Here is a 26,718-nt window from a genome sequence, read left to right as displayed (position 1 = left end):
GCTGTCGCCCTGAGAGCCGTAAGGCTCTTTTCGCTTCGGGAAGTAGTGTCGAATAGAAGCGTCAATTCGCAATGAAGAACAAGCAGATCATTTTTTGATCTTGGAAACTATGCGGCAGGGCGGGCTTTTTCCGTCCTGCCGTATCCTTCTGAGATTAAAACAAAAATATCAAGGAGGAAATAGATATGCAAAAGGAAGTATTACCAGAACTGCTAAAAAAGGATCTCGTCGTCGGATATGTGTACGGGCTTGATGGTGAGAGGCAGGAATACTACTTTGAGAAGTCTCCGTCCAACATCGCCAGCTTTATCATGTTGAAAAAGGAGCATGCAGACAAAATTGTCCTGACGGATACGATGGATAGGCTGATATTGAATACCTTTGGCGAATTTATCAACCGCTGCCATGATCAGAAGCTTCTTCGGGAAATCACAAAAGAGCTGGTACCCATGCAGAAGGGCGATAAGAAGCCTGATGATATAGCGATTGTCAGCATGGAGGAAGCCCAAGCCTTCTGGAATCATCAGGAGCAGAAGAAAGCCTGGGTTTACTGCCGTATTGATGCACCGGAGGATGCCCACGGAGCCTTAAAAGGACAGAAAAAGGAGCTTATGGATTATGCCGAGCAAATGGGCTTTGAAGTTGTTGGGTGCTCCGAGGATCTCGGCAGCGGTATGGAGTTTGACCGCGCCGGTCTCGCCGAGGTTACGAAGGCCGCCGGAGAAGGCAAAATGGATGTTTTACTGGTTAAGAAGCTTGACCGTTTAGGACGGGATACCGCCAAGACTCTGGAATTCATCCGAGGCTTGGAACAGCTGGGCGTCGGGCTTTATTCACCGCTGGAGGGCGAAATTCAGCTGGAGCAAAGCCCTTACCTTTCCATGCAGTAAGGGAGGGTGCGCGATGTCAAAGGATCAGTCAGCCAATGAGGTGAAATACAAGGTGGCGTTAAAGCTGTTGGATATAATGCTCCGTAACGGCCTAATCTCCCCCGCTGAGTACAAGAAAATAGACGAATTGAACAGAGAAACCTTCACGCCCGAACTTTCTAAGGTATATGCGTAAAAACACCTGGATATATGATTTTTTCTGTGGTATTGTGTGTTGCTAACAGGAGGCCAAATACACGAGAAAGGAGAAATACCATGGCAAAGAAAATAGTAAGAATCGATCCTGTTAAGCAACAGATTGCAAAACAGCTGCAGCCCCAGAAGCGGGTTTGCGCCTACTGTCGGGTAAGCACCGACTCCCGTGAACAGCAGAATTCTTTTTCTGTACAACTGGCATATTATAAAAGCCTGATTGAAAATCACGAGGAGTGGCAGTTCGCAGGTATTTATGCCGACGAAGCCCGAAGCGGGACGAAGCTCCAAAAAAGAGATGACTTCCTGCGGATGATGAAGGACTGCGAAGATGGCAAAATCGATATGATCATCACGAAATCCGTGACCCGCTTCGCAAGAAACACAGTAGACAGCATTCAGGCAATCCGGAGATTAAAGGAGCTTGGCGTCGCTGTTTTTTTCGAGAAGGAAAGCATCAACAGCCTGTCGGAGAAAAGCGAACAGATGCTGACCATCTTAAGCTCTCTGGCACAGGGAGAAGCGGAAAGCGTCTCCACCAACAACAAATGGGCGGCAGTAAAGCGCTTTCAGGATGGAACCTTCATCCTCGGCACTCCCGCATACGGCTATACCAAGGATGAAACCGGAGAACTGGTCATACAGGAGGAAGAAGCCGAAGTGGTTCGCCGCATCTTCCGTGAATACCTGAACGGCAAAGGTACATATGCCATCGCCAAGGATTTATCAGAGGAAGGACTCCCCACGATACGCTCGGCTGAGAAATGGAATGACGGTGTGATAAAGGAAATGCTACTAAATCCCATTTATACTGGCAGGCTGCTTCATCAGAAAACCATAACCACAGAAGTGCTGCCCTTTAAGAGGCAGAGAAACAAAGGCCAGCTTCCCCAATATCTGATTGAGGACAACCATGAAGCCATTATCTCATACGAACAGGCGGAGGCAGTAAAAGAAATCTTTGAATACCGCAGAAAACAGATGGGGGTGGACGATTTGGAGAAATACCAAAGCCGGTATGCCTTCAGTAGTAAAATCCTCTGCGGTGAATGCGGCAGTCTGTTCCGGAGGCAGAAAATTTACATCGGCAAGCCATATGAGAAAATCCAATGGTGCTGCCGTCAGCACATTTTCGACAGCACCAAATGCAGCCAAAAGGCAGTCCGAGAGGATGACGTTCAATGGACTTTCACTTTGATGTGGAACAAGCTCGTAAGTAATTATACCGAAATCCTCACTCCCCTTCTGGAGCTGCTCAAAAAGCTTCGGATAGACGAACAGCAGGAACAGGAAATCGGGGAATGCAGTAACCGGATTATGGAGCTGACAGAGCAGGGTCATATACTCAGCAGACTGGTATCGAAGGGGTATATAGACCATGCAGTTTTTATAGAGCGGCAAAACGCCCTGGCTATAGAGCTTGTCGCCGCAAAAAAGAAACGAAGCCAGCTATTGGACAATAATGGCTTCGACCGGGAGATAGCTGGAACAGAACAGCTAATAGAGCTAATCAGAAACAATCCTCACGTCATTGAAGAATACCGTGAGGATTTATTTTTACAGGCAATAGACAAGGTCATCGTACAGAAAAACGGACAAATCACCTTCCAGCTTATAAACCTGCTGGAGCTGTCCGAACCCTGCAGGAAGGAGGAAATAAAAGATGATGCAAAGGCATATGCCAATCGGATATAAGCTGGTGGACGGCAAAATACAATTTGACGAAGCAAAGGCAGCGGTAGTGAAAAGGATATTTTCTGATTACCTGTCCGGCTCATCCACCTTTGCCCTTGCAAAGCAGCTCGCCGAAATAGGCTTCCCGAATGCCAACAACAAAGCTTCGTGGAATCATGGCTCCATCGGCAAGATACTGGAGAATGTCAAATACCTTGGAGATGAATTCTACCCAGGGATGATTGACGCCGAGGTATTTGAGCAGGTGCAGAAGCGCCGTCAGGAACGCTGTGAACAGCTGGGGCGAAGTATTCAGCCTAACAGCGCAAAGCATCAGCACCCATTCACCGGCAGGCTCCGATGTGGGGAATGCGGCGAGGTATACCGCAAATACATCGAGCATTGCGGTAAGGCAGCGGAAAAAACCTTCTGGAAGTGTAAGAGGTATATTTATAAGAACCGAGTATGCTGTAAATGCGCCTTCCTTACAGACGAGCAAATCGAAAAAGCCTTCCTTGAGGCAGCCAACCGGATTCTGGCACGACTGCAAATCCTCGACCGGAGGCTCCCGAAAGAGCCAATCTCCTATAACCTCGAATTTCAAAAATTGGATCAGAAAATTAAAGAGCTGGAAGCAGAAGGGCGATATTCGTCCAAAGAGCTTCCGGCTCTTATTTTTAAGCGGGCGCAAGCCCTTTACAAAACGGCAGTAATCGATGACGCGGAATATAACACCGGGAAGATGAAGCAGGCGTTTTCAGACAGACAGCCCCTCGCAGAATTTGATGAGGAAATGTTTTTGACGGTGATAAAGCAAATCACGGTCTACGCTGAGCATCGGCTGGTGTTTGAATTTATAAATGGATTAACTATGGAAGCCGGATATTAAACCAAGGGAAGGAGAAGCCATGATGCAGACAGCGACAGCTAAAAAGAAAAGCATATCCCTTATACCATCCCGACCGGAGTATGACAGGAGCATAAAGCCTCAGTTTAAAGCCCTGCGGGTGGCGGCATACTGCCGCGTCAGCACCACGCTGGAGCAGCAGGAAACCAGCTACGAAGCCCAGGTTTCCTACTATACCGAAAAAATAAAGAGTAATCCCAACTGGAAGCTCGCCGGAATTTATGCCGATGACGGCAAAAGCGCAACTAACACCAAAAAGCGCGATGACTTCAACGCCATGATCGAGGACTGCATGGCCGGAAAAATCGACATGGTAATCACCAAGTCGGTCAGCCGCTTCGCCAGAAACACAGTGGACAGCCTCCAGAACATCCGCAAGCTCAAAGAAAAGAACGTAGCCGTATTTTTCGAGAAAGAGGGAGTAAATACGCTGGATGGTACCGGCGAGCTCTTGATAACCATCCTGAGCAGTCAGGCGCAGGAGGAAAGCCGGAACCTCAGTGAGAATACCCGGTGGGGCTTAGTCAGACGATTTGAGAATGGCATCGTCTCGGTCAACCACAATAAGTTTTTAGGCTACACCAAGGATAAGAACAACGAGCTGGTCATTGTACCGGAGGAAGCGGAGCTGGTCAGACGGATTTTCCGGCTTTACCTCGAAGGAAGCAGTATCGTGCAGATCACCAAGATATTAGAGTCGGAAGGTATCACCACTGTCACAGGTTTGGACAAGTGGTGCCCAGGCACTATCAATAAAATGCTGAGTAACGAAAAATACATGGGCGATGTCCTCCAGCAGAAAACCTATACCATCGATTTCCTTACCAAAAAGCGGGTACTGAACAAAGGCATCGTCCCCCAATATTACATAGAGGATGATCATGAAGCCATTATCCCTAAGGAGCTTTATTATCAGGTACAGGAGGAAAAAGCGAGGCGGGCAAGCCTCCATAAACCCTCAGTCGCCAGAAAGGATAAGAAGGAGAAAAGCAAATACAGCTCCAAATTCGCCTTAACCGATATTATGGTCTGCAAGGAATGTGGTCAGCCATATCGCAGGCAGATATGGTCTAAATACGGACAGAAAACTGCTGTGTGGCGATGTGATAACCGCCTGAAGAACGGAACAAAGAACTGTAAACACTCGCCTACATTTAAAGAGGATGTCCTGTATGAAGCAATAATGACTGCTATAAACAGTGTTGTGGAGAATCGCGGCGAGTTTGTCGGTGCCTTCCGAGAAAATGTAATCCGGGTTATCGGTAACTACTCTACCAAAAATGTACCCACCGAATATGACGGACAGATTGAAAAGCTGCAGGCTGAGATGCTGGCCTTGATAGAGGAAAACGCTAAGCAGGGTTCTATAACAGAGGATTTTGACGAGCAGTATCATAGGATCGCGGAGCGGATCAACGATCTGAAGCAGAAAAAGCTGGAGCTGGTGCGGGAGCAGAAAATGGCGGCGAATTTTCAGCAAAGAGTTGAGGACATGGATGCCTGCCTAAAGAAAACTACCTGCGAGGTCGGGGAGTTTGACAATGACTTGGTAAGGAGGCTCCTGCAAAGCATCAAGGCCGTCAAGGATGACCTAATTGAGGTCCAATTCAAATCCGGAATCGTGATGAATCAGCGGGTTTCATACTTTGATTAACACAAGGCAGGGACGGTTAAAAAGGGTCATCCCTGTTCTTTTATTAAAAAAACACAGGAGGGAATGGAACATGCTAAATGAGCCAAATAAGGTTGAACGGCTTAAGAATATGTATCCTAAAGGAACACGAATTCGATTAGCTGCAATGTCCGGAGAATTGGATATGCTTCCAGGATTGATGGGGACAGTGGATTTTGTAGATGACATCGGTCAGCTTCAAATGACCTGGGACAATGGCAGAACCCTTGCTCTTGTTCCCGGTGAGGATAGCTTCTCAGCTGTCTCACAGCCGGAGCCGATACAGACACGGACGGAGAAACCAGATGCTCCGCTCATCGGCGCCAACGGAAACATCTTCAATTTGGCGGGGATTGCCTCACGTACATTAAAAGCGGCAGGTATGCGGGAGCAGGCTAACCAAATGTATCAGAGGATCACAGATTCCGTTAGCTACGAGGAAGCACTGAATATCATCGGTGAATACGTCAATTTCACTGAGGCAGATCAGTCAAAGCAATCAAATGACGTGGACGAGCAATTCGGCATGAAAATGGAATGAGGGGTGAGTAGATGATGAGTCATAGGGTTTTATACTTAAATTTTTAACGAGGGGGGTGATGCTATGCAGAATAAGGATAAAAATATCAGCTTGCGACCAATAATAGACGATGAAGCAAAGCTTTTGTATTCTGACAGCAATACGAAATCACAGGATGCATGGATTGGGCGGTTGCGTGGCGACTTTGGTCGCAATGGAGGGGAGTTCTGGCATACATGGTTTTCACACGTTGAGGAATTACAAACACAGCAATTTAATGATATTCTGCAGGAGGTTGTGGATTTGCTTCGCAAGGATGGCCTTCTGAAAAATATAGCTGCAATGAGAGCATATTGCCTACAGCATCCGGAGTCAAAAATCAACGAGGATAACTGCCCCTCATATGGCTTCATAGCAGAGACAGCGGAATATCAGTTTTACATCCGATGCTTCCCTTATCCGGGAGATTATCACTTTAACATATATGCTTATAGCAGGAGTCACCAGCAGCTAAGCATGGAGCAAAAGTGCATGATTTTAGAATTAGAATAGCGTAGACCGATATTACTACAAAAATATATTTAAGGGTAACAATTTCGCTATATTCTTATATTGATTAAAACGAGAAGCTAAAGGCACAAAACCTTGTAGTTTCTCATCATATGGGCTGGAACATTCAGATAGATAAGGACCGACCTTCGTTATATTGAAGGAGAATATCAACGTTTTCTTAGTCTATTTTCAAGCAAATACGACTCTACTCTACTCCTGAGTATCTCATAACGTTCCCTGACATTACCCGTTTGTAATAATTCATCCGCTTTCCATTTAGTAATATTTGAGAATGTTTTTGTATCTTTAAATTGACTTCGGGTTAAGTCAATTTTTATGCCATGTATTTTATTCCAGTAATGAACCACACCATCTTGGGAAACGCCACTATATATTTTTCCGCCGAAATAGTCATGAATTATTAAAGCTGTAACAGCACACTGACCAGCTGATGGATTGTCGGTTGACCATTTGGGAATATCATCCTTATATGCGGTATCAACTCCCCAAGATGACTTTATAGCCTTTAGCAATTTAAGAAATCTATATATCATAGCTACTCCTTGTAAGGTATTAACCAGTTAAATGCAATTAATAATGAACCTGCAATAAACATAGGGACTGTAGTTTCTGTGGGTGTCGTATCTGGTAGAATTCCTGGCAAACCAATCAATATTGCGCCAGCGAGTGATAAAATAACACGAGCGACCAAAAAGAAATAATTCCTTTTTATTTCCAACGGAATCTTAATCTTAGTTTCAATGTCTTGTGAACTGCGGCAGTTTAGTATTATTTGGGTGGGGGTTTTTGATAACACGCCTTTAGCTTGAAATGCAAACATGGCAGAATCGTATCTGCATTCAATTTTAGTTTTCTTGTCTCCAGATGGTATTAATAAGCATTCATCGTACTCAATGTTAATTTCAGAATCTGAAATATCACAAAAGTTATTATATTCAATATTGATATTCGTTCTGCCACCCTCTCGTATGATACCAGGTTTAAAAATCTTTGCGAGTCCGTTTCTTATTATCGATGCCTTGAAAAAATAGCATTTTTCAAACCTCGGATAGATATGGAGAGTTTCAATGACCTTCAGCCAGCGATCTTTCTCTTCATTATCGTTTGTTTTATTGGATTTATTATATGTGATAACAATATTGGGCGTATTCTTTACAACGAAGGCTTCAATCTTATCATTTGTAGTAAAATATTTTTTTGCCAGAGAATTGATGTCATCAAAATTATTACGATTATCATCAAATTCTTTATTGAACACAGCAAAACCCTTAACAACAAAATCAATTAAATAAAAATCAGCACTTTTCTGAACGTTTTCAATCAAAGCCCAGCGTACCGGGATAAAAAAATGCTTATTTTCAGCAACACCCAAGTTTGTCCTAAATGCTATTAAGGCGGTTGTGCCTTTTATTTTGCTATTGTCTAGGTCTCCGATTATATCACAATGTATGTACTTTTCTTTATACCTAAATCGGTACATGCTACCATGCGGAAGAGCTAAGACATTAAAAATATCTTTCGTATATTGAGGCCTGCTATCAGAAGAAAACAATGTAATTGTATTATCTAACATATCCAATCTCCTTATATTAAGCGTTACAATGAACTAGGTAGTTTTCTGCTGTGTAATAAGCATAATTAATTATAACATAGCCTATGTTTACGAGTATATCAACGATTTTTATCTGGGGATTCCCTCTTATAAGATCATGTTTTTATCTTTATTTTTTGTTTAATTCGCGCTTCACCTTGATAAATATGTAAGGATACAGCAAATAGCTGCATACCTTTTTCAATACAGGGTGCCAAGGATTCATAAAATGGTGAAGAGGTATCTATCTGGATTTCTTCAACATATGGATTTATGGAGGCAATAACAAGGGCTGCGTTATAACCTCTGTCCATCAATGAGGATATCTCCTTAAACTGATTTAGCGTTCGTTGAGAAAAAACGGTTGGAAACACCGCACTCTTCTCTAAAGAAAGTACACTCTTGATCTCCAAAAGAGTGCTACTATTTGCGATAAATAAATCGCTTTTATAAGAGCCGACTTTATATTCTCGATATACCGCTGACCGTTTGCCGAGTGTGGAAAAGCATCTTTTTTTTATATCTCGCTCAATTACACTATTGACCCTTCCAAGGTTCAGCAGGATGTGATTACGCTTATATGGAACGGCAAACAGGGAATACCTTGTTCTTGCGCTTGGTGCCATTGTTGGAAGCAGAAGCACCCGCTTTCCATGTAGATCGATAAAATTATCAAGACGGCAGGAGGATGGGACATAACATTCTATTACCTCATCATCTACCATAACCTCGCAGATAAAGCGATTTTTTTGCTCCCTTATAAATATGCCCTCTATGGGCTTTTCCAATGAAATCACACGTTTTATGCTCCTTATTTTTTGGACTCGATGAAGTTTAATAGCTGCTCCTCTGAAATAAAAAAGCCCTGCATTCTAATAATGTCGCTATCAGTCATAAGCAGCATATCACCCTTGCCGAGCAAATCCTCAGCGCCAGCACGATCAAGAATTGTCTGAGAATCCACATGAGAGGGCAGCCTGAAGGATAAACGATATGGCAGCACAGCCTTTAACGAAGAGGTTACAATTGTTGCCCTAGGCTGCTGAGTCGCAATGACTAAATGGATACCCAAATTACGGACACGCTGTGCAAGCATGCAGAGATTGGTTTCAAAGCTTTTTCGTACATCCTTACCCTGTAGCTCTGCTGCCTGCACCAGATCTGCATACTCATCAATAATAACAACCAATCGCTTCATTCGCTTTGCCGGATTCTTACTGTTATAGGAGTCAATATCACGGCTATTGACTGATCGAATGAGTTGAGTGCGTAGCTCCTTTTCTTCACTATTAATGAGCTCTAATGCATCCAGGGCTTCATTGGCATCAATTAAAACCCTTTGCCCACGAAGATGCGGAATACCTTCGAAGAAATGAAAATCTGTTTGCTTTGGATCTACAATAAGAAGCTCCAAATCCTCAGGACCGAGCTTTTGTAAAAGGCTAACAATGATCGAGTATAAAAATACTGTTTTGCCAGAACCTGTGGTTCCAGCAATAAGCATATGCGGAGCTCTGGCTAAATCAACAAGCTCATATGAGCCATCCGGTGTCTGTCCTGCTAAGACATCAAGTGAGCCTGTACTATTATCAAGCCTATGCAGGTTTTCAATCAGCATTAGGGGCTTTCCCATATCAGCAAAGGGAACGTCCATACCAACGAACCGGGTACCCTTAATATTATCAATAAAAATTTCGCCATAGGCTTCAAGCTCACGTGCAATATCCTGGCTCTTATCCATCAGTTTCTTTATAGTTTCTCCAGGTTTCAACTCGATTTTGAAGCGTGTAAAGCGTGCTGCCTGCTGTACGAGGCTTTCATCTACAGGATTAGCCTTAATTCCATATCCCTTGAGGATAATATTCAGGCGAATACACTTTTCCTTTATCTCGAGGCTAATTGCAGGTACTGAAGGAGTCTGTTCGTCATTTGCTTTTGCTTTAAGCTTCGAGTTGATATCAACAGCATTTTGTGAGAGAGGCTCTGTAGTAGCAGATTGATTTTTTTGCTGTTCAACAGAAGATATCTCCTGAGCAGCATGAGTAGCCTGGTCTTCCTGCGTCTCCAGTACATCAGAGAATATCGTAACATGGGCGTTTTCAAGACGAGTAGCCTCAGCATCAATTAGTAAAGCCTGTATGTCCGAGCTACCAAGCCTTAGCAGCCTAATTTTATTAGGCGATGCATCATCCTCACAAGGATATACCTTCTCAGAGGTTTCTGCGCATTCAAAATCGACATGGCAGATGGTTTTTGTAAGACCGAAGGCATACTCACCAGCAAAAATACCATTAAGCCATTGAGTTTGCTCATATTTTTCATCAGAGGATAGCTCAGAATGGAACAGGCACTCAAAGACCTGCTCACGGAGGATTTCCTTTCGCGATACTGTGGTGATTTTCTCGCTATGTCCAAACATTTCACGCAATAAGCCCTCAAGGATTAAGGTTTGCTCCACAGCATGTCCAGAGATAGCTCCCTGTGAGATCGTGTAATCTGCATAGGTTTTGACCTCAATAATATCAATCTGTGGCGCAGTGTCCTGAGAAGAAAATCGAAGTCCAATCAAATCAGGAAGTTTTCCGTCCTCACGATCCGACAACCATTCGCGTGCAAGCTGGGTATCAAGACCTACCAACAGGGATGATGGATGCCTTTGCTTATAATATATTGCGGCAAGTGCAAGTCCAAGGCTGCCCTTGCCATGCTTTTGATCAAAGATACTATTAGTGGAGTGAGAGGCTATGCTAAGTAGTCCATCATCATTAATCTCTCTTATTGCCTTTATAACACTTTTAACGCCATCCTCATTTGGAATATAGTTACCCAAGGACGCAATAAGCTGATTATAACCGAGGACAAATTTTCCACTGTTTTTTGAATATATCCCTATGGAGCGGCAGTCATAGCCCTTATAAAACAGCTTTTCACTTGCTGATCTGAGGGATATGTCCCAACTCTTTAGATTCTGGTCAAGAATCATAAGCCAGTCTGCAAGGTTAAGTAGCTGCTTATAGGTTTCCTCCTGTAAAGGAGAATTCACAAATACACTCCTATGCCCGAAGGACGAGGGCTGCTCACGAAGCTTTTCCATGATCCCTGCATAATCAGCAAATATCCCGCCTTCATTAGCGGGCCGAATTCTTACGCTACCTTGAATACGGTTGTATTCATATACCTTTGGCACACATAAGGGATGAATATGAATTTGTCTGTTATTACGAGCCAAATCGATTTGCTTCTCATTTGGATCAAATACAATCAGTAGATGTTGCTCACGATTAAGTCTGCCAATGATTTCAGGGTAAGTAAGCTTTTTATTTACAATCGAGAGATTAAAGCGTCCGGTTTTTTTACCCTTTATCTTACCGAGCATCCCATCATTAAGGGACTTGTCCTGAATCTCCACCCAATCAGAGGATGCCTCCTTCGTTCGATATATAGATAGATCAATACCGACCGAGCCAAAGGCTGAAAATTCCTTATCCTTATCAAGTCTTTTGAGCATATCGACAACGGCCTCTACAGTTGGAGGATTTATAAGGGTAATGCGAAGCATCATGCCTGAATGCGGATAAAGACACATATACCGGATAATGCCCTGCTGCACAGCCTCCATGCCTGTTTCACCTTCATTGATTTGAGGCTTGGTCGAATATACTGGTAAGCAGCCAATTCTACCTGCTATTGGTAAGCACTCAGAGCTTTCAGCTATGCTATTTGGTACAAGGACAAGCGTTAGGGGATCTGGAATGTCCTCAGCCTTACGAATAATAAAGGCTTTATCATCCTCTGAGAGATAGCAGTCCTGACCTTCCTCAAGGCTTCCTGTCTCCAGCATCTCCTGTGCCAGCTTGATGTATTTCCAAAGATAAAGGGGGTTGAGTGGCGTAGGAATCACATGACTGCTTTCTGTTCCAAGCACATATAAAAAGTCTAGGGAAATAATAGTGCTAACAATATCCTTTGCCCCCACAGAGTCCACGCTCCAAAGAACCGCGAAATTATTTTTAATTGAGGTTAGCAAACGCTCGTAGGAGGAAAGATATTCTGCAAAGTCCTTATATTTGTTGATCACCTGAAGCATAGGGATGTCCTGTAGACGCTTGCTATAAGGTAGGAGCTTCTGTCTGCTTGAGGCGAAGGCCTCAAAGGATGAGGAAATTTCCTCTGCAGCCTCAGAATCAGTTATGTATCGTTTTGCTCTGTCTAAATACTCTCTGATACGTTTGTTAATATAGCTGGCATCAAATGGCGTAAGCTCGTACTTATTCAAGGCGTCAAGAGCATCCTTGGGGTTTTTTACCTCAGCATAAATTATGCCACCCCAATACTCTTCTGTTGAGACAGTTTGTGAAATGGCTTCAGTTGCAGGCTCAACATTAATTTTCATTTTTGTATTGCCTATGGATATTTCAACCTTGTCAGCCCGGTCGCCATCTGGGCGCTCATCAACAGTCTGCTGTACTCGCTCAATAAGCTCATCTATTTGCTCAAGCTCATTATCAAATACCAATTGTGCAGCAGCAGTTGTTCCGTTTACTGTGGTAGCCCTATTGCTTGGCTTTGTAGTAGTGCCTTTCGATGTTGCAGCACTTTTCAAGCATTTTTCAACCTCGTCCACATCCATTTGCTTTAGTAGCTCAATATCCTTTGTTCGATAATAGTTCAGGATTAGCCTAGTTAGCTCATTGTCAGGATTAACAGAAGCGAAGCTTGTGATATTCTGACGCTCCTTTTGCTCAAGGCTACTGATTCTGCGAGTCAACTCATGATTACGCTTAATCTTAGAGCGGAAATCATCTATTGTCGGTGCTCCAATTCCAAAGCTCTTATGTGCAAGCAAGCCCAGCATATATAAATTTTCTGAAATAGCCTGCGGCAATTGCTCTGAAGGGGTATTAAGCAATGCCTCAAGGTAGCACAGCACTCGTTCAAAATTTAGTATACCTCTAATATCCTGACGTCCTAAGGCCTTAAGCAGATTTGTAATGGTATCGTTTGAAGGAGAAAGTGTTTTCCTCACATACTCACAGCTTTTTTTATACACCAGATCCATTCCTATAGTATCATACCAACGCAGCGAGGATATTTTTTCTAGCTCCTGGTTTTTTACAATATGCACTCGAAATACATCCTCGGAGCCGCTGTTTCTTGAGTCCTCAGCCTCCTCAACAGTAAAGAAATAGTTAACACCATTTACTTTGGGAAGGCTGCTTTGTAAATGCTTAACCTGCTCCCCTTGAAAGCCGAGGAAATATATCTCCAAGCGCTTGCGCTGCTTAATACCTTGAACCAGCAGGCTATAATCCAACTCGGGTAGATTTATTATGGATACGCCAAAGCCGTCAGCATTTTCCTTGGCTATAACTGCTTTTATGATTACCTTGGTTAAAAGCGTTTGCATTTTACAACCCCCATCCTATTATAGTAACACCATCGGCATATCTTTTTGCCAAGCCCATGGTAATAAGCATATCGGCAATATTCCGAGCATTGCTTGCTAATTCGCCACGCAAATCCTCTGGTGCATCCTGTGCAATTTTAGCTTGATCTAATAGGGAATAATCCTTATCAGTATCGGTGCCAATGAGTATGTAGTATTGCGATCTTAAAAGCTCTCCAAGCTCACGCAGTTCAATACCATCCGGCATACCTTCAAGATTTATAGTGCTTAGGACAAGGGTTTCAAGCAAAAAGCGATTAATAAGCAGCCGCTTAAACTTAGCTCCGCCACCGGGTCCTACCAACCCTGCTCTCGTGCCTAATACACGGCAGAAATCAGATGGAGTATTATTCGGGTATGTAAATGTATAGATAGCAAATTGAAGTGCCCGTGATAAGGCTCTTAAGGGGTCATCCCCACCAGCACAAAAGGTTTCGAAGTATTGCATTAGAGCTTCACGAGCATTCTTTTTCTCCTTAGCAGCCTTTAACGGCATGCCTATAATAAAATCTCTACATGCATTAGCGCTTTTAGTGTCCACCACAAGCTTCTCCTTACGTATAATATCCTCAAGCAGGTTTACTATATACGCCTCAACAGATTTTTTACAGGCAATGTAGCATAGCTCGCTTGCACGCTCAATGGCATCTAAATCAGAAAAGGAGTCAAGCAGAAGCGGAATTCTATTTCCGCGGTATTCCGCGTTATTTACATCAACTAAATAATAATAGGAAGCAAAAACGGCGAAATTTGCCATTCGCTTAAGTACTAGTAATGAATTTCGTGCTTGACCGGTATAACACAGGTTTGCAGCTAGATTATCAAAGCCTCTTCTTATAGCTTGCTTGCTGCTATTTAAGCTAATGCTATTAGGGTTGACCTCGATATCTGATATACGCTCCTTATACGAGCTCGTTAATATTGGTTTTATGAGTCGAGATATATCATCGTCGTCATCCTTAAGAGCATTGCAAATAAGCTCAATTGCTGGGGAGGTCTTTCCTTCGATGGGGTGGCAAAGGATCTCAAAAATAAAATCACCAAGCCTTGCTTCGGCTGGAAGGGAGGAGCGTATTAGCCAGCGAGAGGAAATATTTAAAACCGAGTTCTGATAGCTTGGGTAAACCGTTGAATCAGGATTGAAAATTTGCTCAAGGACAAACCGAGCCTCCTTAATATCGTCTACCGATTCATTAGTACCGTGCACAAGGATGTCCCGATATTTATCACGTATTTCAGCAGAGGATATTATACGCTGGTTGTTTCTGCGTTCGCTTGTAATCCATTCATGTATATCCTTAATATCGCAGACTGTACCCAAGCAGGAACGAAATAAGGCGTTTGCAATTGAAAGGGGCTTTGTTGAATTAGAGGTTGGATTAAAGCCAAGAGCAGTACATATTTCATCGCCGTATCCATCTAAAAAATCTACTTCATGTGCCATTAAAAATCACCCCCGTCATGAAAACTATACTTATTATCCTCAATGTAGATCTTTTTCCTTGAGCCCTCTCGTCGATTGGCTATCAATAGCTCTCCATCGCCATAATCTCTAGCAGCGGAGGTTGCGGCTAAGGCCTGAGTAAATTGAGAGATAGCTTGCTCATATTGCCCCGAAAGCAGGCTGGCAGGATATCCATTTTTAATGCTTATAAGCCCACGCAATAGCGTAACGTCAATTTCGAGCCTAGGCGAGTTATTGTCCCTTTTTAGCTTCATAACAAGGTGATCTGGTGTAAATTCCATCTCCTTCAGCCAGGAGATGGGTTCAGGATATACAAGATCAAGGTCAGCAGCGTCAATATATTTTGTTGAAACAGCAGCACCAGCTTCGCGGCTAAGATCAAAGCTGTGAGAGGTCCAAATTCGTAGTCGCTCCTTTTCCTCGTCAGTTGACAGAAACAAGCGATTCATTGAATTGATAAGCATATTGAGGATTCCTCTTTTATTGCTTGAGCTACCCAAGCTTACAAAAATGCGCTCACAGTCAGTATAATCAACAGGCTGAAGCTCGCTTAACTCTTTTGCAAATATGTTTTCAAAATAAAATTTACGCTTTATTGATTTAAATAGCTCGGTTGCCTCCTCAACGCTTTCATCAGTAAGCTCCCTTGGCCATTTATTAGGAGCACCCATAAGCCAGCCATCTGTTTTTTCACCGTTCCATAGCTGCTCATCCAAGCTTGGCTTAGAAAGCAGAATCGGATCAAACTGAGCTATGAAGGACATTAGCTCATTGTCCCCAGAAAACAATGCATCATAGTAATAGCCATTAATATCCTCGTCATCCACTGTACAAGCAGTTATGGCATAGGCAAGCGTGCCAAGAATATCTCGAATGGCAAAATGCTCACCGCTCATTGCAACAAGGTTAAAAAGTCGCATTAGCTGATCGATTACGAGTTTGCTCTGTAGTGCTTCAACATTATAGTCAAGCACAGAATTAACTCCGGTGCTGTCCTTTAAAAGCTCTACAAACTTGCCTACAATTGGAGGAATCACGCTACGATCCTTATCAAGCAGATTTCTTTCGTTAAGGTCTATAATACAAATCCGACGCAATTGGAGGGTTGAATAGCCGTAAACAATAATGTTTTTCTTCACATTTATAAGCTCATTATGCAGTTCAGGAGCAAGTGCTTTTGAGGCTCTTATAAGCTTAAAGAAGGGAAATTCATTTGCAGCAATTATACAGCTTTTGTTGTGATGGTAGCATTCAACGATTTTGTTGATGACATCGCTTATTTTATCATCTGTAACACTGTTCATATCCTTTTCGATATAAACATCCTTTTGTACTAGCTTTGCTTCTAAGGCACGAATAATATATGTTTTACCGTCCCCTGGGTTACCAGTGAGGAAGATGATGCGATTGGTATCCACCATTTCCTCAACAATTCGCTCAACGCCGGAGGGAATATGTAGTAGGGCTATTTCATCCTCTGTTAGGGAGTCTGAATAGCAATTCTTCCCATTATAGAGCTTTTTAATAAACTGTAAGCTGTTCATAACCTCACCTCGTATAGTTCAGCATGATGCTTTCGGGAGTAAAGGCCTGTAGACGTTGAATAATATCAACAGTGTGAAGCCTTTTACTCATCCATCGCTCATACCAATATTCGATCAAGCCTTGTGTCTTTTTATTAACATCCTCATTACTGGTGATGTCAAAGGAATAATTAAGCTCATCTGTATAACCAAGGAGAAATTCATTCGTGTTAGTTGCCAACTCTATAGAGTATACGACCCTTGGAGAATAGTGCTTAAGAAAAGCGTCAGCCTTAATTCCTAATGTGCTTAGACCTCTGCTTATTAAGCGAAAGCGGGGACTTGTCCCCTCGCCAAAAACATTATTTATTCTGCGTCCACCATCCTGTAGCTCCAAAATACGCATCATTGCATCGGTGGTTTCCTTAGAGAAATATACGGTCCCATAGCCCTCGGTAATTCCCATCTTCTTAAACTGGAGAGTAAACTCGTCATTTATCGGAACCTTGATTCGGTTATATTGACTGCTTCCGATAGAATAAAGGCTGGTTGTGCCTAAAAAGGCGAGCCGACTGTCGCGTATTACCCTTTTGCCCTTCATGCGCGAAGCAATTTCACTAACCTGATTTTTATATTTTTCAGTATAATCACGGATTACAACAGGGCTACAGGCCAAAATGCTTACTAGCTTGCCACCAAGCAATTCATTGTAGGGCGGTATTGCTCCACATACGATGATTTCCATCATATTCGAGCCGATTTTCGTCTTTCTATTTGCAACAAGAGCGACATTAATGGCTTTTCTACCTTGTTCATTTTTCACCATGCTGTCAAGCCATTTTGTATAGCTGTCGCACTTAAAATGATTGAACCAACGCATTGCGTCAAGCAGCTTTGCCAGTTCGAAGGTACGCTTTTTTTTGAAAAGAATCTCCTTTGTTTCATCCTCCCAATCGGTAACCTTAGCTGTTTTTTTATTATCTATTGCTTGCTCGCGTAATTCCTCATATAGGCGTTTCAGCTCATTAATTTTCTCCTCTGAGGGATATTTGGTGCCCCTATGGTAGCCTAGATCCCTTACATATATATCATTGATCGCATTTTTAAGGTTTCCAAGCAGCACCTCCATGGTTTTTTGAGAATAGGCGGTAGTTCTAGCTATATGCGCCTCTTCGGTTTCTAAATACCGAGTCCTCTTAGAGGTTACTTTCTTACCGTTGGTTTGACTTACCTCCTGTGTGCTAATTTCCTTAGAAGATTTGCGCTCTAAGGTGGAGCGAATGGCATCCACTGTCCAGCCAATTTCATTATCACGTACCGTCAGATTTAACACAGCATTTCCTAATGCAAAGATGCCAATGACTGGATGAAATTCCTGTGCGCGGTCCCTAACGAGGTAGAACAGATTTCGTCCAGGCATTGTCTTATAGGGGATAGACCAGGTATACCTGAAATATCTCCATATGTCTATATCCCGGTAGCCTGTATGCTCATCAATCGAATGAGTAACCAACTGAATATAGGGATCGACAACACGCTGGTTATTGTTAATTGCTTCGATTAGAGCCTCCTTGCTACCGATTAGGTTTTTAATGGATATCTCACGGTTATGATACACCTTTACGCGCTCCATATAGTTAATAAAGCGTAACGTGGAGTCGACCTTAAATTGTGCTTTTCTTTCGGTGCTTAAGCGATTCCGGATATAGTCCTTGCTGTTAGAATTTTCAGTAAGCATTGTTAAGTAAAGCTCTGTATTGTTTTGCACCTCAAGGCTCCATCCCTGCTGAGCTAAATCATATAGTACTCTAAGGGCTGCTATGTATTTTAACCCCTCGAAATCATTTTCAGGGGTACAGCTTTCGGTAGTTGATATCTCTTGCTTTATTAATAATTCCCTATAATTGGGGAAGACATCTCCGATTTTCTTAACCAAGCACTGAAATCTACTTGTGTATTCCTCATTCAGTGCAGGAGAAAATATTTCTGATATTTCATTTGCCTCTATTGCCATAAAAAGCGACCTCCAGGATTAAAAAATAAAATTGCATATCATGTTAGAATTAATTATCGAACAATCTCGACGATGTCGCTTAATTCACAATCAAGGGCAATACATAAGCGAACCAAGACATCTAGAGCTACATATTCGTTTTTACTCATTTTTGAAAAGGTGCTTGCACTTACATTAGCCATCTGCCGTACCTGTGCTTTTTTTAGATCCTTCTCAATAATTAGCATCCATAGCCTTTTATAGCTGACTCCCATTATTTTCACCTCAAGCATACGACGGTTTATTTTACTATTATCTATTATACTACAGAAAGTGGCAAAACTCCATTAAAATTATGATTTCTCGTAATCTATTGGCACTTCTGCCAAGGTGTTTTTAATTAAAGCATTGTCGTAAATTGAAAATTATGGTATGCTTCGTATAGATTCTCAGATTATTAGTTTCGGTGAAAAGACTGTAGGGCTTAAGCACCCAACGAAGAAGAAACAAGCCGAAGGGCTTGTTTCTATAGTTTAAGGTGAATGATCTTATATATTGAGGTGAGATATAGTGTATTACTGGAAACATAAAACTGAAGCTGGTACAACACTGGAAAGCGAGCTCCTGTCGTGTAAATCAGTGTCTAATGTGATAATAGCTTCAGCATTTTTATCTACGGACGGTGTCAGAATACTCCGGCAGATCAAGGATACATACTCGTTGAAAAAGGAAAGCATTACCGTATATCTTTCAGCGCAGTTCTCATCAGATAAGCCATACAAAATTCTTGAGCAATTATCTGAACTCTGCAATACGAAAATTCTCTTTGATCATAACTTTCATGCCAAGGTATATCTTTTCCGCGGGAAACCTGACAAATTGATATATGGCTCATCCAATTTTACAGAGGGAGGAATGGCCGACAACATAGAGTTCGATTTTATCGGCACTCCGTCGTCTGATGATATTAAATCTGTCACTTCCTTTTTCGATACTTGCGAACGCATTGCCCAAACAGTGAATACTGAAGTTATTAAATATTATAAAGATATTCAAGGCGAAATAGAGGAGCTTCATAAAGTCCAGAGAAAGCTGTCGGCTAAGCTGACGGGCTTTACTCATAAGGATGATCCGTTCTCGCCGGATGATTATGATCTTGATGATTATTATTTTAATTATGAGAATTATGAAACGTTTTTTCCACGAAACCAAAAAGAGGCAGGTTCTGCTATTGCAGATAAACGTAAAAGAGTACAGACAAAAATGCTCAGCATACATCAGCAGATATATCCGAGCATTAAACCATTAGGAATCGCTCATCACAAGCGGAAAGAGAATATAACCTCTCTGATAGTGCCTCACCCGATAAACCAGTACTCTGTCGGCTGGCTTGGTGTACGTTATGGCAAAACACCGCCCGAAGTAGATGTCCTAAATATGGGGAAAGAAAAAGACGACGATATTTACGGGTTTCAAAAACACGGATGTTTGCAATATAGCATCGGATCTGACGGCATCGATATTAACCTCTTTTTAGCGGTAAGACATGATGCCATTGACCGGGCCTATCTTCATGAGCATTTGACAAAACTAAAACCTAAAATAGAGTCGAAGTTGCGGAAGCTTCAAGGCCAGGGAATGGAATGGGTTATCTGGGACAGCGCACAGGATAGCGGGTTCACTTTTGATATTGATAATGAGAATCCTGAAACATTTTGTGATTATTTCAAAAAGAATGACCAGGACGGTCGAGAATCGTATCTAAGGAAATTTTATGAGCCTGATGATGAAATCCTTAAGAAGAAGGATACCATCTGCGCCGAGATACTGAGGGTAATGAAAATCCTTCTGCCCTTATATAACACAATGGTATGGAGGCCGGCTATTTAACGTCACTCGATTACTTGAAATATATTGATTACACTTATGCTGAAGGTGGTTTTGTGGATTTTAAATATATAACTGCAGATGAAAGAGAAGAATTATATAATGAGATATGGTCTGAGCCTGTAATTACTGTTGCGAAAAGGTATGGAATGTCCGATAACGGGCTACGTAAGCATTGCAAAAGGCTCGGAATTCCGCTGCCACCTAGTGGTTATTGGGCGAGAGTTAAAGCAGGGCAAAAAGTGCCAAAGCCCGCTTTGCCAAAAGTAACAGGCGAACTTAAGAAGCATGTCCGTAATTATGCTATAAAGTATAGGACAGGCATTGAACAATTAACTGATGCAGAGTTAATGGCTGATGAAGAACTATGTTTACTCAAAGATGAGACAAAAAAACTTATAAAGGATATATGCTCTCAAGTTCAGGTAAAAGGCCAGCTTAGAAGCCCTCATCACTTAATTACTGAGCATAAGGAAGAAGTTATTTATAGAAAAAAGAGGGATAAGGCACTAAAACAGGCCAATTTCAATTCAACCTACTATGCTAATGTAAAAAGCAAATACAGAGAAAACAATCCCATCCTTCCAATAAATGTTTCCGAATCTAACTTAAACAGAGTGTACAGAATTCTGGATGCAATTATAAGTACGCTTGAAGAGATGGAAGGATATACTCGTGTTAGCATAGAAGCAGGCAAGGACAAAGCCTATTTCGTTATAATGCGTTCCTCCTTTTATTTCGAGGTAAAAGAAGAATTAAGAAAAAAACGCGGTTCTCAAAGTAACTCTGAAGCCCAGACATACTTGGTGCTATCCATGTCTGCGAAGAGCTGGTTTACAAATAGTGGCCAGTGCAGTATGAATTATAAAGATAATGATAACGGACCTTTGGAAACCCAAGTGGGTAAAATTATTTATGATATGTTTGTTGTCGCAAATAAGCATTTATCTATAGACGAGCTGAAGGAACGAGAAGAAAAAAGAGAGCGGGATGAACGAGAAAGACAACGGCGTCTTGAACAAATGAGGAAGGGCGAATTAGAAGAGATAAAGCTTCTAGAACAGGCTGCTTCAGATTGGGATAAGGCCGAAAAAATAAGAAGATTTGTTGACTGTATGGAAAGACAAATAAACGACGTTTCCTATGCGGAAAAAAGAGTGATGCTCTCTAAATGGCTGAAATGGGCTCGTGATAAGGCGGATTGGCTTGATCCTCTTACAGAAAAGGATGACGAGCTTTTAGGTAAAAGTAAACATATATTTGAGCTAATAGAAGATGAGAGCGATTAGAATATTTAGGTGGTGAATTGTTTGGCAATTTCATTCAGGCATAGTGCGGGATTCGGTAAAAGGATGGAGTATTACATAATAGGCTTAATGTTAAAGGAAGGCATAGATTGTTATGTCCCGTTGGTCGATGATGATGGGATTGATGTTATTATCAGAAAACAGGACGGAAGCTTTATTGAGGTTCAGATTAAAGCAAGATCAAAGGATGTTATAGAGGGCGATGCGGCATTATTCGCCGCAATGACTCATGAATATAGGGCTAATTATTTTTTCATTTTCTATTCAGAACGCCTAGAGATAATGTGGATTATGTCTTCGGAAGAATTTTTAAAAGAATGTGTAACAAACAAGACTGGCAAAAATGCCGGGAAGCGTAGTATATGGTTTAATGGAAAGAAAAAAGATCCTATAACAGGTGAACCTAAAGAATATGCAAAACCGCAATATGAGCAATATCGTGCAAATGATTTCTCAAGGTTTTATAATTGAAGGGATATTTGAAACAGTAAATCTTGTCAAGGAGGTTGACACTATTGTTAAAGGCATTGGTTATAGGAGTGAGTGATTATACTTCAATAAAACAACAGAACCTACCGTTTTGTAAAAATGATATTCATGTTGTCCGCGATTCATTAGTGTCAGGGCTGAAGACTGATAAGTCAAATGTTAATACTTGCGGTGAAACTGGGATTGTAACAGGGGCTGAATTTCTATGTGCCCTTAACAATCTGATTTTAAGTACCGGAACCGGCGATACCGTGATTTTTTATTTCTCTGGTCATGGTGGTTCTTTACCTGATGGTCATCATCTCTTTCTTAGTGATGCGGCCATTAAAACAAAGGATATTATCGAGAACCTCGAAAAAGCACCTGCTAAAAACAAAATTGTAATTTTGGATTGTTGCATGTCCGGCAACTTCACTATTGACCAGACTGCTACTTTCAATATCGATGAAGCTGTTGAAGAATTTGCGGGAAGAGGGTACGCAGTGTTGGCTTCAAGTAATGCTACACAGCTATCATTTGGGCATCCGGATAAGCCTATTAGCTTATTCACAAGTTTTTTATGCGAGGCTTTAAATGATGTTCATATAATCAGGCAAGGGAAGAAATCTCTATATGATATAAGTAAGCTGTTATTTCTTTATCTAGATATCTGGAATAAAAAGAACCCTCATAAACAACAAACTCCAATTTTTAGAGCAAATATGGGTGGGACTATATTCTTTGAAGTACAGGAGTACCACCCATACCTTACTGCGAGAATATATGAAGAAACTGAAGATTACATAATTTATGCGGTCGAGCCTCTGCACACAGGCTCTCTAAAACGATATGCCGTTAAAGTAATATTGAAAAGCCCATTTTCCTTTGAAGAAATCTCTATTGCAAATCATGAAATTGTTAACAAAGTAAAAAAAGCTGATGTTTATAAGAATGATATTTCACAAAAGCGCTGGCAAGGGAAAAGCGCGAATCTAGTGTTTTGCTATTTCGGACGTGATGAATCTGATATCGTAAATAGCAATTACCTTTGTCATACAACATGGGTGGATGAACATCAAGATAAAAAGTGGTGGTATAGGATAGATAATAACAGTATCATTATAAATGATATTCATTTCAATATTCATTCGTATTATGAGAACTTAAAAATTTTCACAGAAGAAAATATTGGGGATAAGGATATATTAATTGAAAAGACAAAGTCGATAATGTCTCACCTTATTACACTAGCTGAAAAAGTGATTGGACTATATAATGAGTTCCTAAATGGAACCAAGTCAGAAGAAACCCTTATGGATGATTTGGGAACGATAATTCCTTCAATTGATAAGTATTATTTTGAAGAAACTGATCTCGCTATTCCTCCAATTGAGCTTCAAGAGTGGAGTCAGTGTTGCTCTAATTTATCTGCCACAATACATGATTTTACCTTGTTTTATAACAAGAGATATTTGTCAACCAAGACGCCTGATAATAGAATTGCATGTATGAATATGACGGTAAGTAGATATTATGATGATTTAGAAACACTTAAGAAAATTATGATATAAACAATACTATGTATAAAAGAGATTTAGATAAGATAATTGTATCGAATAAAGCCTTCAAGAGATTAACATGCTTTTTGAAGGTTTTATTGCTTACAATTTGCTAGAATTGTTAGCAAAAGCAGGCACCAAATCGACTAAAAAAATGGCTTATTCAGGCGACTGTTTTAGAAATATGCATCCCCGCCAAGGGGATACCAGATTAGTACGACATCTTTTTTGTATCCTCAAGGCACGTGGAGTGCGTAATAATGATGACGAATAGTGTTAACAATCTTCCATTTGGGTGCGAAGCCGAAATCTTCTGTACAATAAAACGCTGAAAAATATTTATCCAACCCCCAATATTCACGCTGTGCCTGCATATAGCTATGCTTACAGTTGCTGAGAAAGATTAGCTTGTACCCCTTTGCCTTTCCCGCGTGGATTAAACGCACCATCTTCGCACCCATTATCCCGCCGTATAAATCTTTTTCCAGCTGAGGAAGTTCAGGCATAAACCTTGCCTACATACCCCTGGAATAAAATCCTAACCAGCGGCTGATTTCAGTATTTGTCCATTCCCTGCGCGGTGCAAAGCCCTTTTTTTATAAGGCGCTCATAAGAGAGGCGGAATGCAGGTGCGTAGATATGGATGCTTTCGTGTAAAGTACCGTCAAAATCGAAAACTAGATTCATCATGCTATACTTCGATTTCACCAATCAGGTTGACCATTTCAATTGCTCCGGTGGCACAGTCAAAGCCCTTGTTGCCTGCTTTGGTACCTGCACGTTCAATGGCTTGTTCGATATTTTCCGTAGTCAGTACACCAAACATGACGGGAATATCGCTGTTGAGAGATACGTATGCAATGCCTTTGGATACCTCACTGCAAACATAGTCGTAGTGCGTTGTACTGCCACGGATAACCGCACCAAGGCAGATCACCGCATCGTATTCGCCGCTTTTCGCCATTTTGGATGCAATCAGCGGGATCTCAAATGCTCCGGGAACCCATGCGACGTCGATATTGTCATCACTGACATCATGGCGTTTTAGTCCATCCAACGCACCGCTCAGCAGCTTGCTTGTTATAAATTCATTGAAACGTGCGGCAACGATGCCGATTTTAATGTCTTTAGATACGAGTTTTCCTTCAAATGTTCTCATTCTTAACACTCCTCTGTTTATATATTAATAGTTCAAAATGTGACCCATTTTCACCTGTTTAGTTTTCAGGTAGAACAGGTCATGTGGGGTAGCATTCATCTGAATGGGAATGCGTTCTAAAATCTCCATACCAAAACCGGAAAGCTGATAGACTTTGTCGGGGTTGTTGGTAAGCAGACGTAATGTCTTTGCTCCAAGGTCGCGGAGAATCTGCGCGCCGATGAAATATTCTCGCATATCCCCCTCAAAACCGAGAGCGAGATTGGCTTCCAAAGTATCCATACCCTGATCCTGGAGTGCATAGGCACGTAGTTTATTTATGAGTCCAATACCACGCCCTTCCTGACGCATATAAAGCAGAATGCCGCGGCCTTCCTTCTCTATTTGCGTCATTGCCATCGCAAACTGTTGGCCGCAGTCACAGCGCATGGAACCGAAAGCATCGCCGGTAAGGCACTCTGAGTGGACACGGCATAGAAGGTTTTGACCATTGCCAATCTCTCCCTTGACTAACGCCACATGATGCTCACCGTTGAGCTTGCTGATGTATCCGTAAACTTTAAAGTCACCGTATTTTGTGGGAAGAGCGGTAGAGGTAATCTGCTCAACAAGCTTGTCATTTCTCTTTCGGTATTCCTGTAAGGCCTTGATTGTAATTATTTTTAACTCCCATTTTTTCGCCAGTTCCATCAACTCCGGTGTACGCATCATGGTTCCGTCCTCACGCATGATCTCACAGCACAGACCGCATTTCTTCAAACCGGCCAACCGCATCAGATCTACTGTGGCTTCGGTATGTCCGTTTCGTTCCAGTACGCCGTTTTTCCTTGCCAATAGTGGGAACATATGACCGGGACGTCGGAAATCCTCCGGTTCCGAATTATCCTCCACGCATTTCATAGCAGTGATACTGCGCTCTGCAGCCGAAATGCCGGTGGAAGTATCCACATGATCAACAGAAACTGTAAACGCCGTTTCGTGGTTATCCTTGTTGTCACTGACCATCTGAGGGAACTTCAGCTTTTTACAAAGTTCTTCACTCATAGGCATGCAAATAAGCCCTTTTCCATGTACCGCCATAAAATTCACGTTTTCAGTAGTGGCGAACTGGGCGGCACAAATAAAATCACCTTCGTTTTCCCGGTTTTCATCGTCTGTAACCAAGATGATTTTCCCTTGCTGCAGTTCTTTTAGAGCCTCTTCAATGGTATTGAATTGAAACATATTGATTCCTCCTAAAATCCGTATTTCGCAAGAAAGTCGGATGTAATATTTGTTTTTGACGGCTGTATTCCTATTAGTCGCTCCACATATTTGCCGATACAGTCGTTTTCCAAATTGACCTTATCGTCAACGTTTTTGCTTGATAGAATTGTCATTACCGCTGTATGTGGTATGATGGAAACACTAAAGCCATCCTTATGAACTTCTGCCACCGTCAGGCTGATTCCATCAAGTGCAATTGAGCCTTTTTCAATGATATACCTCAAGATTTCCCGGGTAGTTTTTATGGTGTACCAAATGGCGTTATCGTCTTTCCGAATTGAGGTAACCGTCCCGGTGCCATCTATATGACCAGAGACAATATGCCCGCCGAATCTGCCATTGGCAGGCATGGCACGTTCCAGATTTACCGGGCTTCCTATTCGCAAACCTCCAAGAGCAGAACGGTTCAGAGTTTCGTGCATCACATCGGCTGTAAAGCTGCTTTGAGAAAAGGATGTAACTGTTAGGCAGATGCCGTTGACTGCGATACTGTCGCCAATGCGGATATCCTGCATAATATTCTTTGCCTGCACAGAGATAGCAACGGATTCCGCGCCCTTGCGAATGCTTTGTATTCTGCCGATTTCCTCTATGATTCCTGTGAACATCCAATCACCTCGCTTTCT

General features: G+C 42.0%; 22 protein-coding genes. 11 read left to right on the top strand and 11 right to left on the bottom strand.

Annotation, left to right across the window (positions count from 1 at the left end):
• The first annotated feature begins 185 nt into the window (after nt 1-185).
• The 7 genes from LJD61_RS11085 (at nt 186) to LJD61_RS11055 (ending at nt 6,407) form a co-directional block, all read left to right on the top strand.
• The gene (locus LJD61_RS11085; protein WP_255227607.1) at nt 186-890 is read left to right on the top strand and encodes a recombinase family protein; all 705 of its coding nucleotides are present in this window, start codon (nt 186-188) and stop codon (nt 888-890) included.
• A gap of 13 nt (nt 891-903) precedes the next feature.
• Nucleotides 904-1,065, top strand: a complete 162-nt coding sequence (locus LJD61_RS11080; RefSeq protein ID WP_006520235.1) for an SHOCT domain-containing protein — start codon at nt 904-906, stop codon at nt 1,063-1,065.
• Nucleotides 1,066-1,145: 80 nt separating this feature from the next.
• A complete protein-coding gene (locus tag LJD61_RS11075; protein ID WP_255227606.1) occupies nt 1,146-2,777 on the top strand; it encodes a recombinase family protein in 1,632 nt (543 codons plus the stop codon).
• The gene (locus LJD61_RS11070; protein WP_255227605.1) at nt 2,746-3,645 is read left to right on the top strand and encodes a recombinase family protein; all 900 of its coding nucleotides are present in this window, start codon (nt 2,746-2,748) and stop codon (nt 3,643-3,645) included. Before LJD61_RS11075 ends, LJD61_RS11070 begins: the two co-directional genes overlap by 32 nt.
• Nucleotides 3,646-3,667: 22 nt before the next feature.
• Nucleotides 3,668-5,317, top strand: coding sequence for a recombinase family protein (locus tag LJD61_RS11065; protein WP_255227604.1), 1,650 nt, complete (start codon nt 3,668-3,670; stop codon nt 5,315-5,317).
• Between the two features lie 70 nt (nt 5,318-5,387).
• Nucleotides 5,388-5,876 carry a DUF4314 domain-containing protein gene (locus tag LJD61_RS11060; protein WP_255227603.1) on the top strand — a complete coding sequence of 163 codons (489 nt, stop codon included), beginning with the start codon at nt 5,388-5,390 and terminating at the stop codon, nt 5,874-5,876.
• A gap of 63 nt (nt 5,877-5,939) precedes the next feature.
• Nucleotides 5,940-6,407, top strand: coding sequence for a hypothetical protein (locus tag LJD61_RS11055; RefSeq protein WP_255227602.1), 468 nt, complete (start codon nt 5,940-5,942; stop codon nt 6,405-6,407).
• A 167-nt stretch (nt 6,408-6,574) separates the two neighbouring features.
• Here the strand turns inward: LJD61_RS11055 and LJD61_RS11050 are convergent, their stop codons facing one another.
• The 8 genes from LJD61_RS11050 to LJD61_RS20770 all read right to left on the bottom strand — a co-directional run bounded on the left by LJD61_RS11050 (nt 6,575) and on the right by LJD61_RS20770 (nt 18,694).
• Complete coding sequence (locus LJD61_RS11050) at nt 6,575-6,961, bottom strand: YunG family protein (RefSeq protein WP_255227601.1); 387 nt, start codon at nt 6,959-6,961, stop codon at nt 6,575-6,577.
• 2 nt (nt 6,962-6,963) lie between these two features.
• Entirely contained in the window at nt 6,964-8,001 is a 1,038-nt protein-coding gene (locus LJD61_RS11045; protein ID WP_255227600.1) for a hypothetical protein, read from the bottom strand.
• A 134-nt stretch (nt 8,002-8,135) separates the two neighbouring features.
• A complete protein-coding gene (locus LJD61_RS11040; protein WP_255227599.1) occupies nt 8,136-8,816 on the bottom strand; it encodes a DNA/RNA nuclease SfsA in 681 nt (226 codons plus the stop codon).
• Nucleotides 8,817-8,830: 14 nt separating this feature from the next.
• Nucleotides 8,831-13,333: an FtsK/SpoIIIE domain-containing protein gene (locus LJD61_RS11035; protein WP_255227598.1), complete on the bottom strand. Its 4,503-nt coding sequence runs from the start codon at nt 13,331-13,333 to the stop codon at nt 8,831-8,833.
• 94 nt (nt 13,334-13,427) lie between these two features.
• Complete coding sequence (locus LJD61_RS11030; protein ID WP_255227597.1) at nt 13,428-14,909, bottom strand: hypothetical protein; 1,482 nt, start codon at nt 14,907-14,909, stop codon at nt 13,428-13,430.
• A complete protein-coding gene (locus tag LJD61_RS11025; RefSeq protein WP_255227596.1) occupies nt 14,909-16,474 on the bottom strand; it encodes an adenylate kinase family protein in 1,566 nt (521 codons plus the stop codon). Before LJD61_RS11025 ends, LJD61_RS11030 begins: the two co-directional genes overlap by 1 nt.
• A gap of 4 nt (nt 16,475-16,478) precedes the next feature.
• Nucleotides 16,479-18,467, bottom strand: a complete 1,989-nt coding sequence (locus tag LJD61_RS11020) for a Druantia anti-phage system protein DruA (protein WP_255227595.1) — start codon at nt 18,465-18,467, stop codon at nt 16,479-16,481.
• Between the two features lie 53 nt (nt 18,468-18,520).
• A complete protein-coding gene (locus tag LJD61_RS20770) occupies nt 18,521-18,694 on the bottom strand; it encodes a helix-turn-helix domain-containing protein (protein ID WP_303740744.1) in 174 nt (57 codons plus the stop codon).
• A 322-nt stretch (nt 18,695-19,016) separates the two neighbouring features.
• Between LJD61_RS20770 and LJD61_RS11010 the strand changes: the two genes are divergently transcribed.
• Genes LJD61_RS11010 through LJD61_RS10995 form a run of 4 tightly spaced genes read left to right on the top strand, consistent with a single transcriptional unit; the run spans nt 19,017 to nt 23,679 of the window.
• Complete coding sequence (locus tag LJD61_RS11010) at nt 19,017-20,336, top strand: phospholipase D-like domain-containing protein (RefSeq protein WP_255227593.1); 1,320 nt, start codon at nt 19,017-19,019, stop codon at nt 20,334-20,336.
• A gap of 53 nt (nt 20,337-20,389) precedes the next feature.
• On the top strand, nt 20,390-21,622 hold the full coding sequence (locus LJD61_RS11005) for a hypothetical protein (protein WP_255227592.1): 1,233 nt from the start codon (nt 20,390-20,392) through the stop codon (nt 21,620-21,622).
• 12 nt (nt 21,623-21,634) lie between these two features.
• Nucleotides 21,635-22,111: a hypothetical protein gene (locus tag LJD61_RS11000; protein ID WP_408615281.1), complete on the top strand. Its 477-nt coding sequence runs from the start codon at nt 21,635-21,637 to the stop codon at nt 22,109-22,111.
• 44 nt (nt 22,112-22,155) lie between these two features.
• The gene (locus LJD61_RS10995; RefSeq protein WP_255227590.1) at nt 22,156-23,679 is read left to right on the top strand and encodes a caspase family protein; all 1,524 of its coding nucleotides are present in this window, start codon (nt 22,156-22,158) and stop codon (nt 23,677-23,679) included.
• 679 nt (nt 23,680-24,358) lie between these two features.
• Here LJD61_RS10995 and ribH read toward each other — a convergent pair.
• Genes ribH through LJD61_RS10980 form a run of 3 tightly spaced genes read right to left on the bottom strand, consistent with a single transcriptional unit; the run spans nt 24,359 to nt 26,700 of the window.
• Entirely contained in the window at nt 24,359-24,826 is a 468-nt protein-coding gene (ribH, locus tag LJD61_RS10990; RefSeq protein WP_255227589.1) for a 6,7-dimethyl-8-ribityllumazine synthase, read from the bottom strand.
• 24 nt (nt 24,827-24,850) lie between these two features.
• Nucleotides 24,851-26,050 (bottom strand): bifunctional 3,4-dihydroxy-2-butanone-4-phosphate synthase/GTP cyclohydrolase II, encoded by a 1,200-nt coding sequence (locus LJD61_RS10985; RefSeq protein ID WP_255227588.1) that lies wholly within the window; start codon nt 26,048-26,050, stop codon nt 24,851-24,853.
• A gap of 11 nt (nt 26,051-26,061) precedes the next feature.
• Nucleotides 26,062-26,700, bottom strand: coding sequence for a riboflavin synthase (locus tag LJD61_RS10980; protein ID WP_255227730.1), 639 nt, complete (start codon nt 26,698-26,700; stop codon nt 26,062-26,064).
• Nucleotides 26,701-26,718: the final 18 nt, after the last annotated feature.

The sequence above is a fragment of the Lutispora saccharofermentans genome, from assembly GCF_024363565.1.
GTDB lineage: Bacteria > Bacillota > Clostridia > Lutisporales > Lutisporaceae > Lutispora > Lutispora saccharofermentans.
This window is presented reverse-complemented; position numbering and strand designations above follow the sequence as displayed.

Coding starts and splice junctions, on each gene's coding strand:
- LJD61_RS11085 (WP_255227607.1), top strand. CDS start 186: ATGCAAAAGGAAGTATTACCAGAACTGCTAAAAAAGGATCTCGTCGTC.
- LJD61_RS11080 (WP_006520235.1), top strand. CDS start 904: ATGTCAAAGGATCAGTCAGCCAATGAGGTGAAATACAAGGTGGCGTTA.
- LJD61_RS11075 (WP_255227606.1), top strand. CDS start 1,146: ATGGCAAAGAAAATAGTAAGAATCGATCCTGTTAAGCAACAGATTGCA.
- LJD61_RS11070 (WP_255227605.1), top strand. CDS start 2,746: ATGATGCAAAGGCATATGCCAATCGGATATAAGCTGGTGGACGGCAAA.
- LJD61_RS11065 (WP_255227604.1), top strand. CDS start 3,668: ATGCAGACAGCGACAGCTAAAAAGAAAAGCATATCCCTTATACCATCC.
- LJD61_RS11060 (WP_255227603.1), top strand. CDS start 5,388: ATGCTAAATGAGCCAAATAAGGTTGAACGGCTTAAGAATATGTATCCT.
- LJD61_RS11055 (WP_255227602.1), top strand. CDS start 5,940: ATGCAGAATAAGGATAAAAATATCAGCTTGCGACCAATAATAGACGAT.
- LJD61_RS11050 (WP_255227601.1), bottom strand. CDS start 6,961: ATGATATATAGATTTCTTAAATTGCTAAAGGCTATAAAGTCATCTTGG.
- LJD61_RS11045 (WP_255227600.1), bottom strand. CDS start 8,001: ATGTTAGATAATACAATTACATTGTTTTCTTCTGATAGCAGGCCTCAA.
- LJD61_RS11030 (WP_255227597.1), bottom strand. CDS start 14,909: ATGGCACATGAAGTAGATTTTTTAGATGGATACGGCGATGAAATATGT.
- LJD61_RS11025 (WP_255227596.1), bottom strand. CDS start 16,474: ATGAACAGCTTACAGTTTATTAAAAAGCTCTATAATGGGAAGAATTGC.
- LJD61_RS11020 (WP_255227595.1), bottom strand. CDS start 18,467: ATGGCAATAGAGGCAAATGAAATATCAGAAATATTTTCTCCTGCACTG.
- LJD61_RS20770 (WP_303740744.1), bottom strand. CDS start 18,694: ATGCTAATTATTGAGAAGGATCTAAAAAAAGCACAGGTACGGCAGATG.
- ribH (WP_255227589.1), bottom strand. CDS start 24,826: ATGAGAACATTTGAAGGAAAACTCGTATCTAAAGACATTAAAATCGGC.
- LJD61_RS10985 (WP_255227588.1), bottom strand. CDS start 26,050: ATGTTTCAATTCAATACCATTGAAGAGGCTCTAAAAGAACTGCAGCAA.
- LJD61_RS10980 (WP_255227730.1), bottom strand. CDS start 26,700: ATGTTCACAGGAATCATAGAGGAAATCGGCAGAATACAAAGCATTCGC.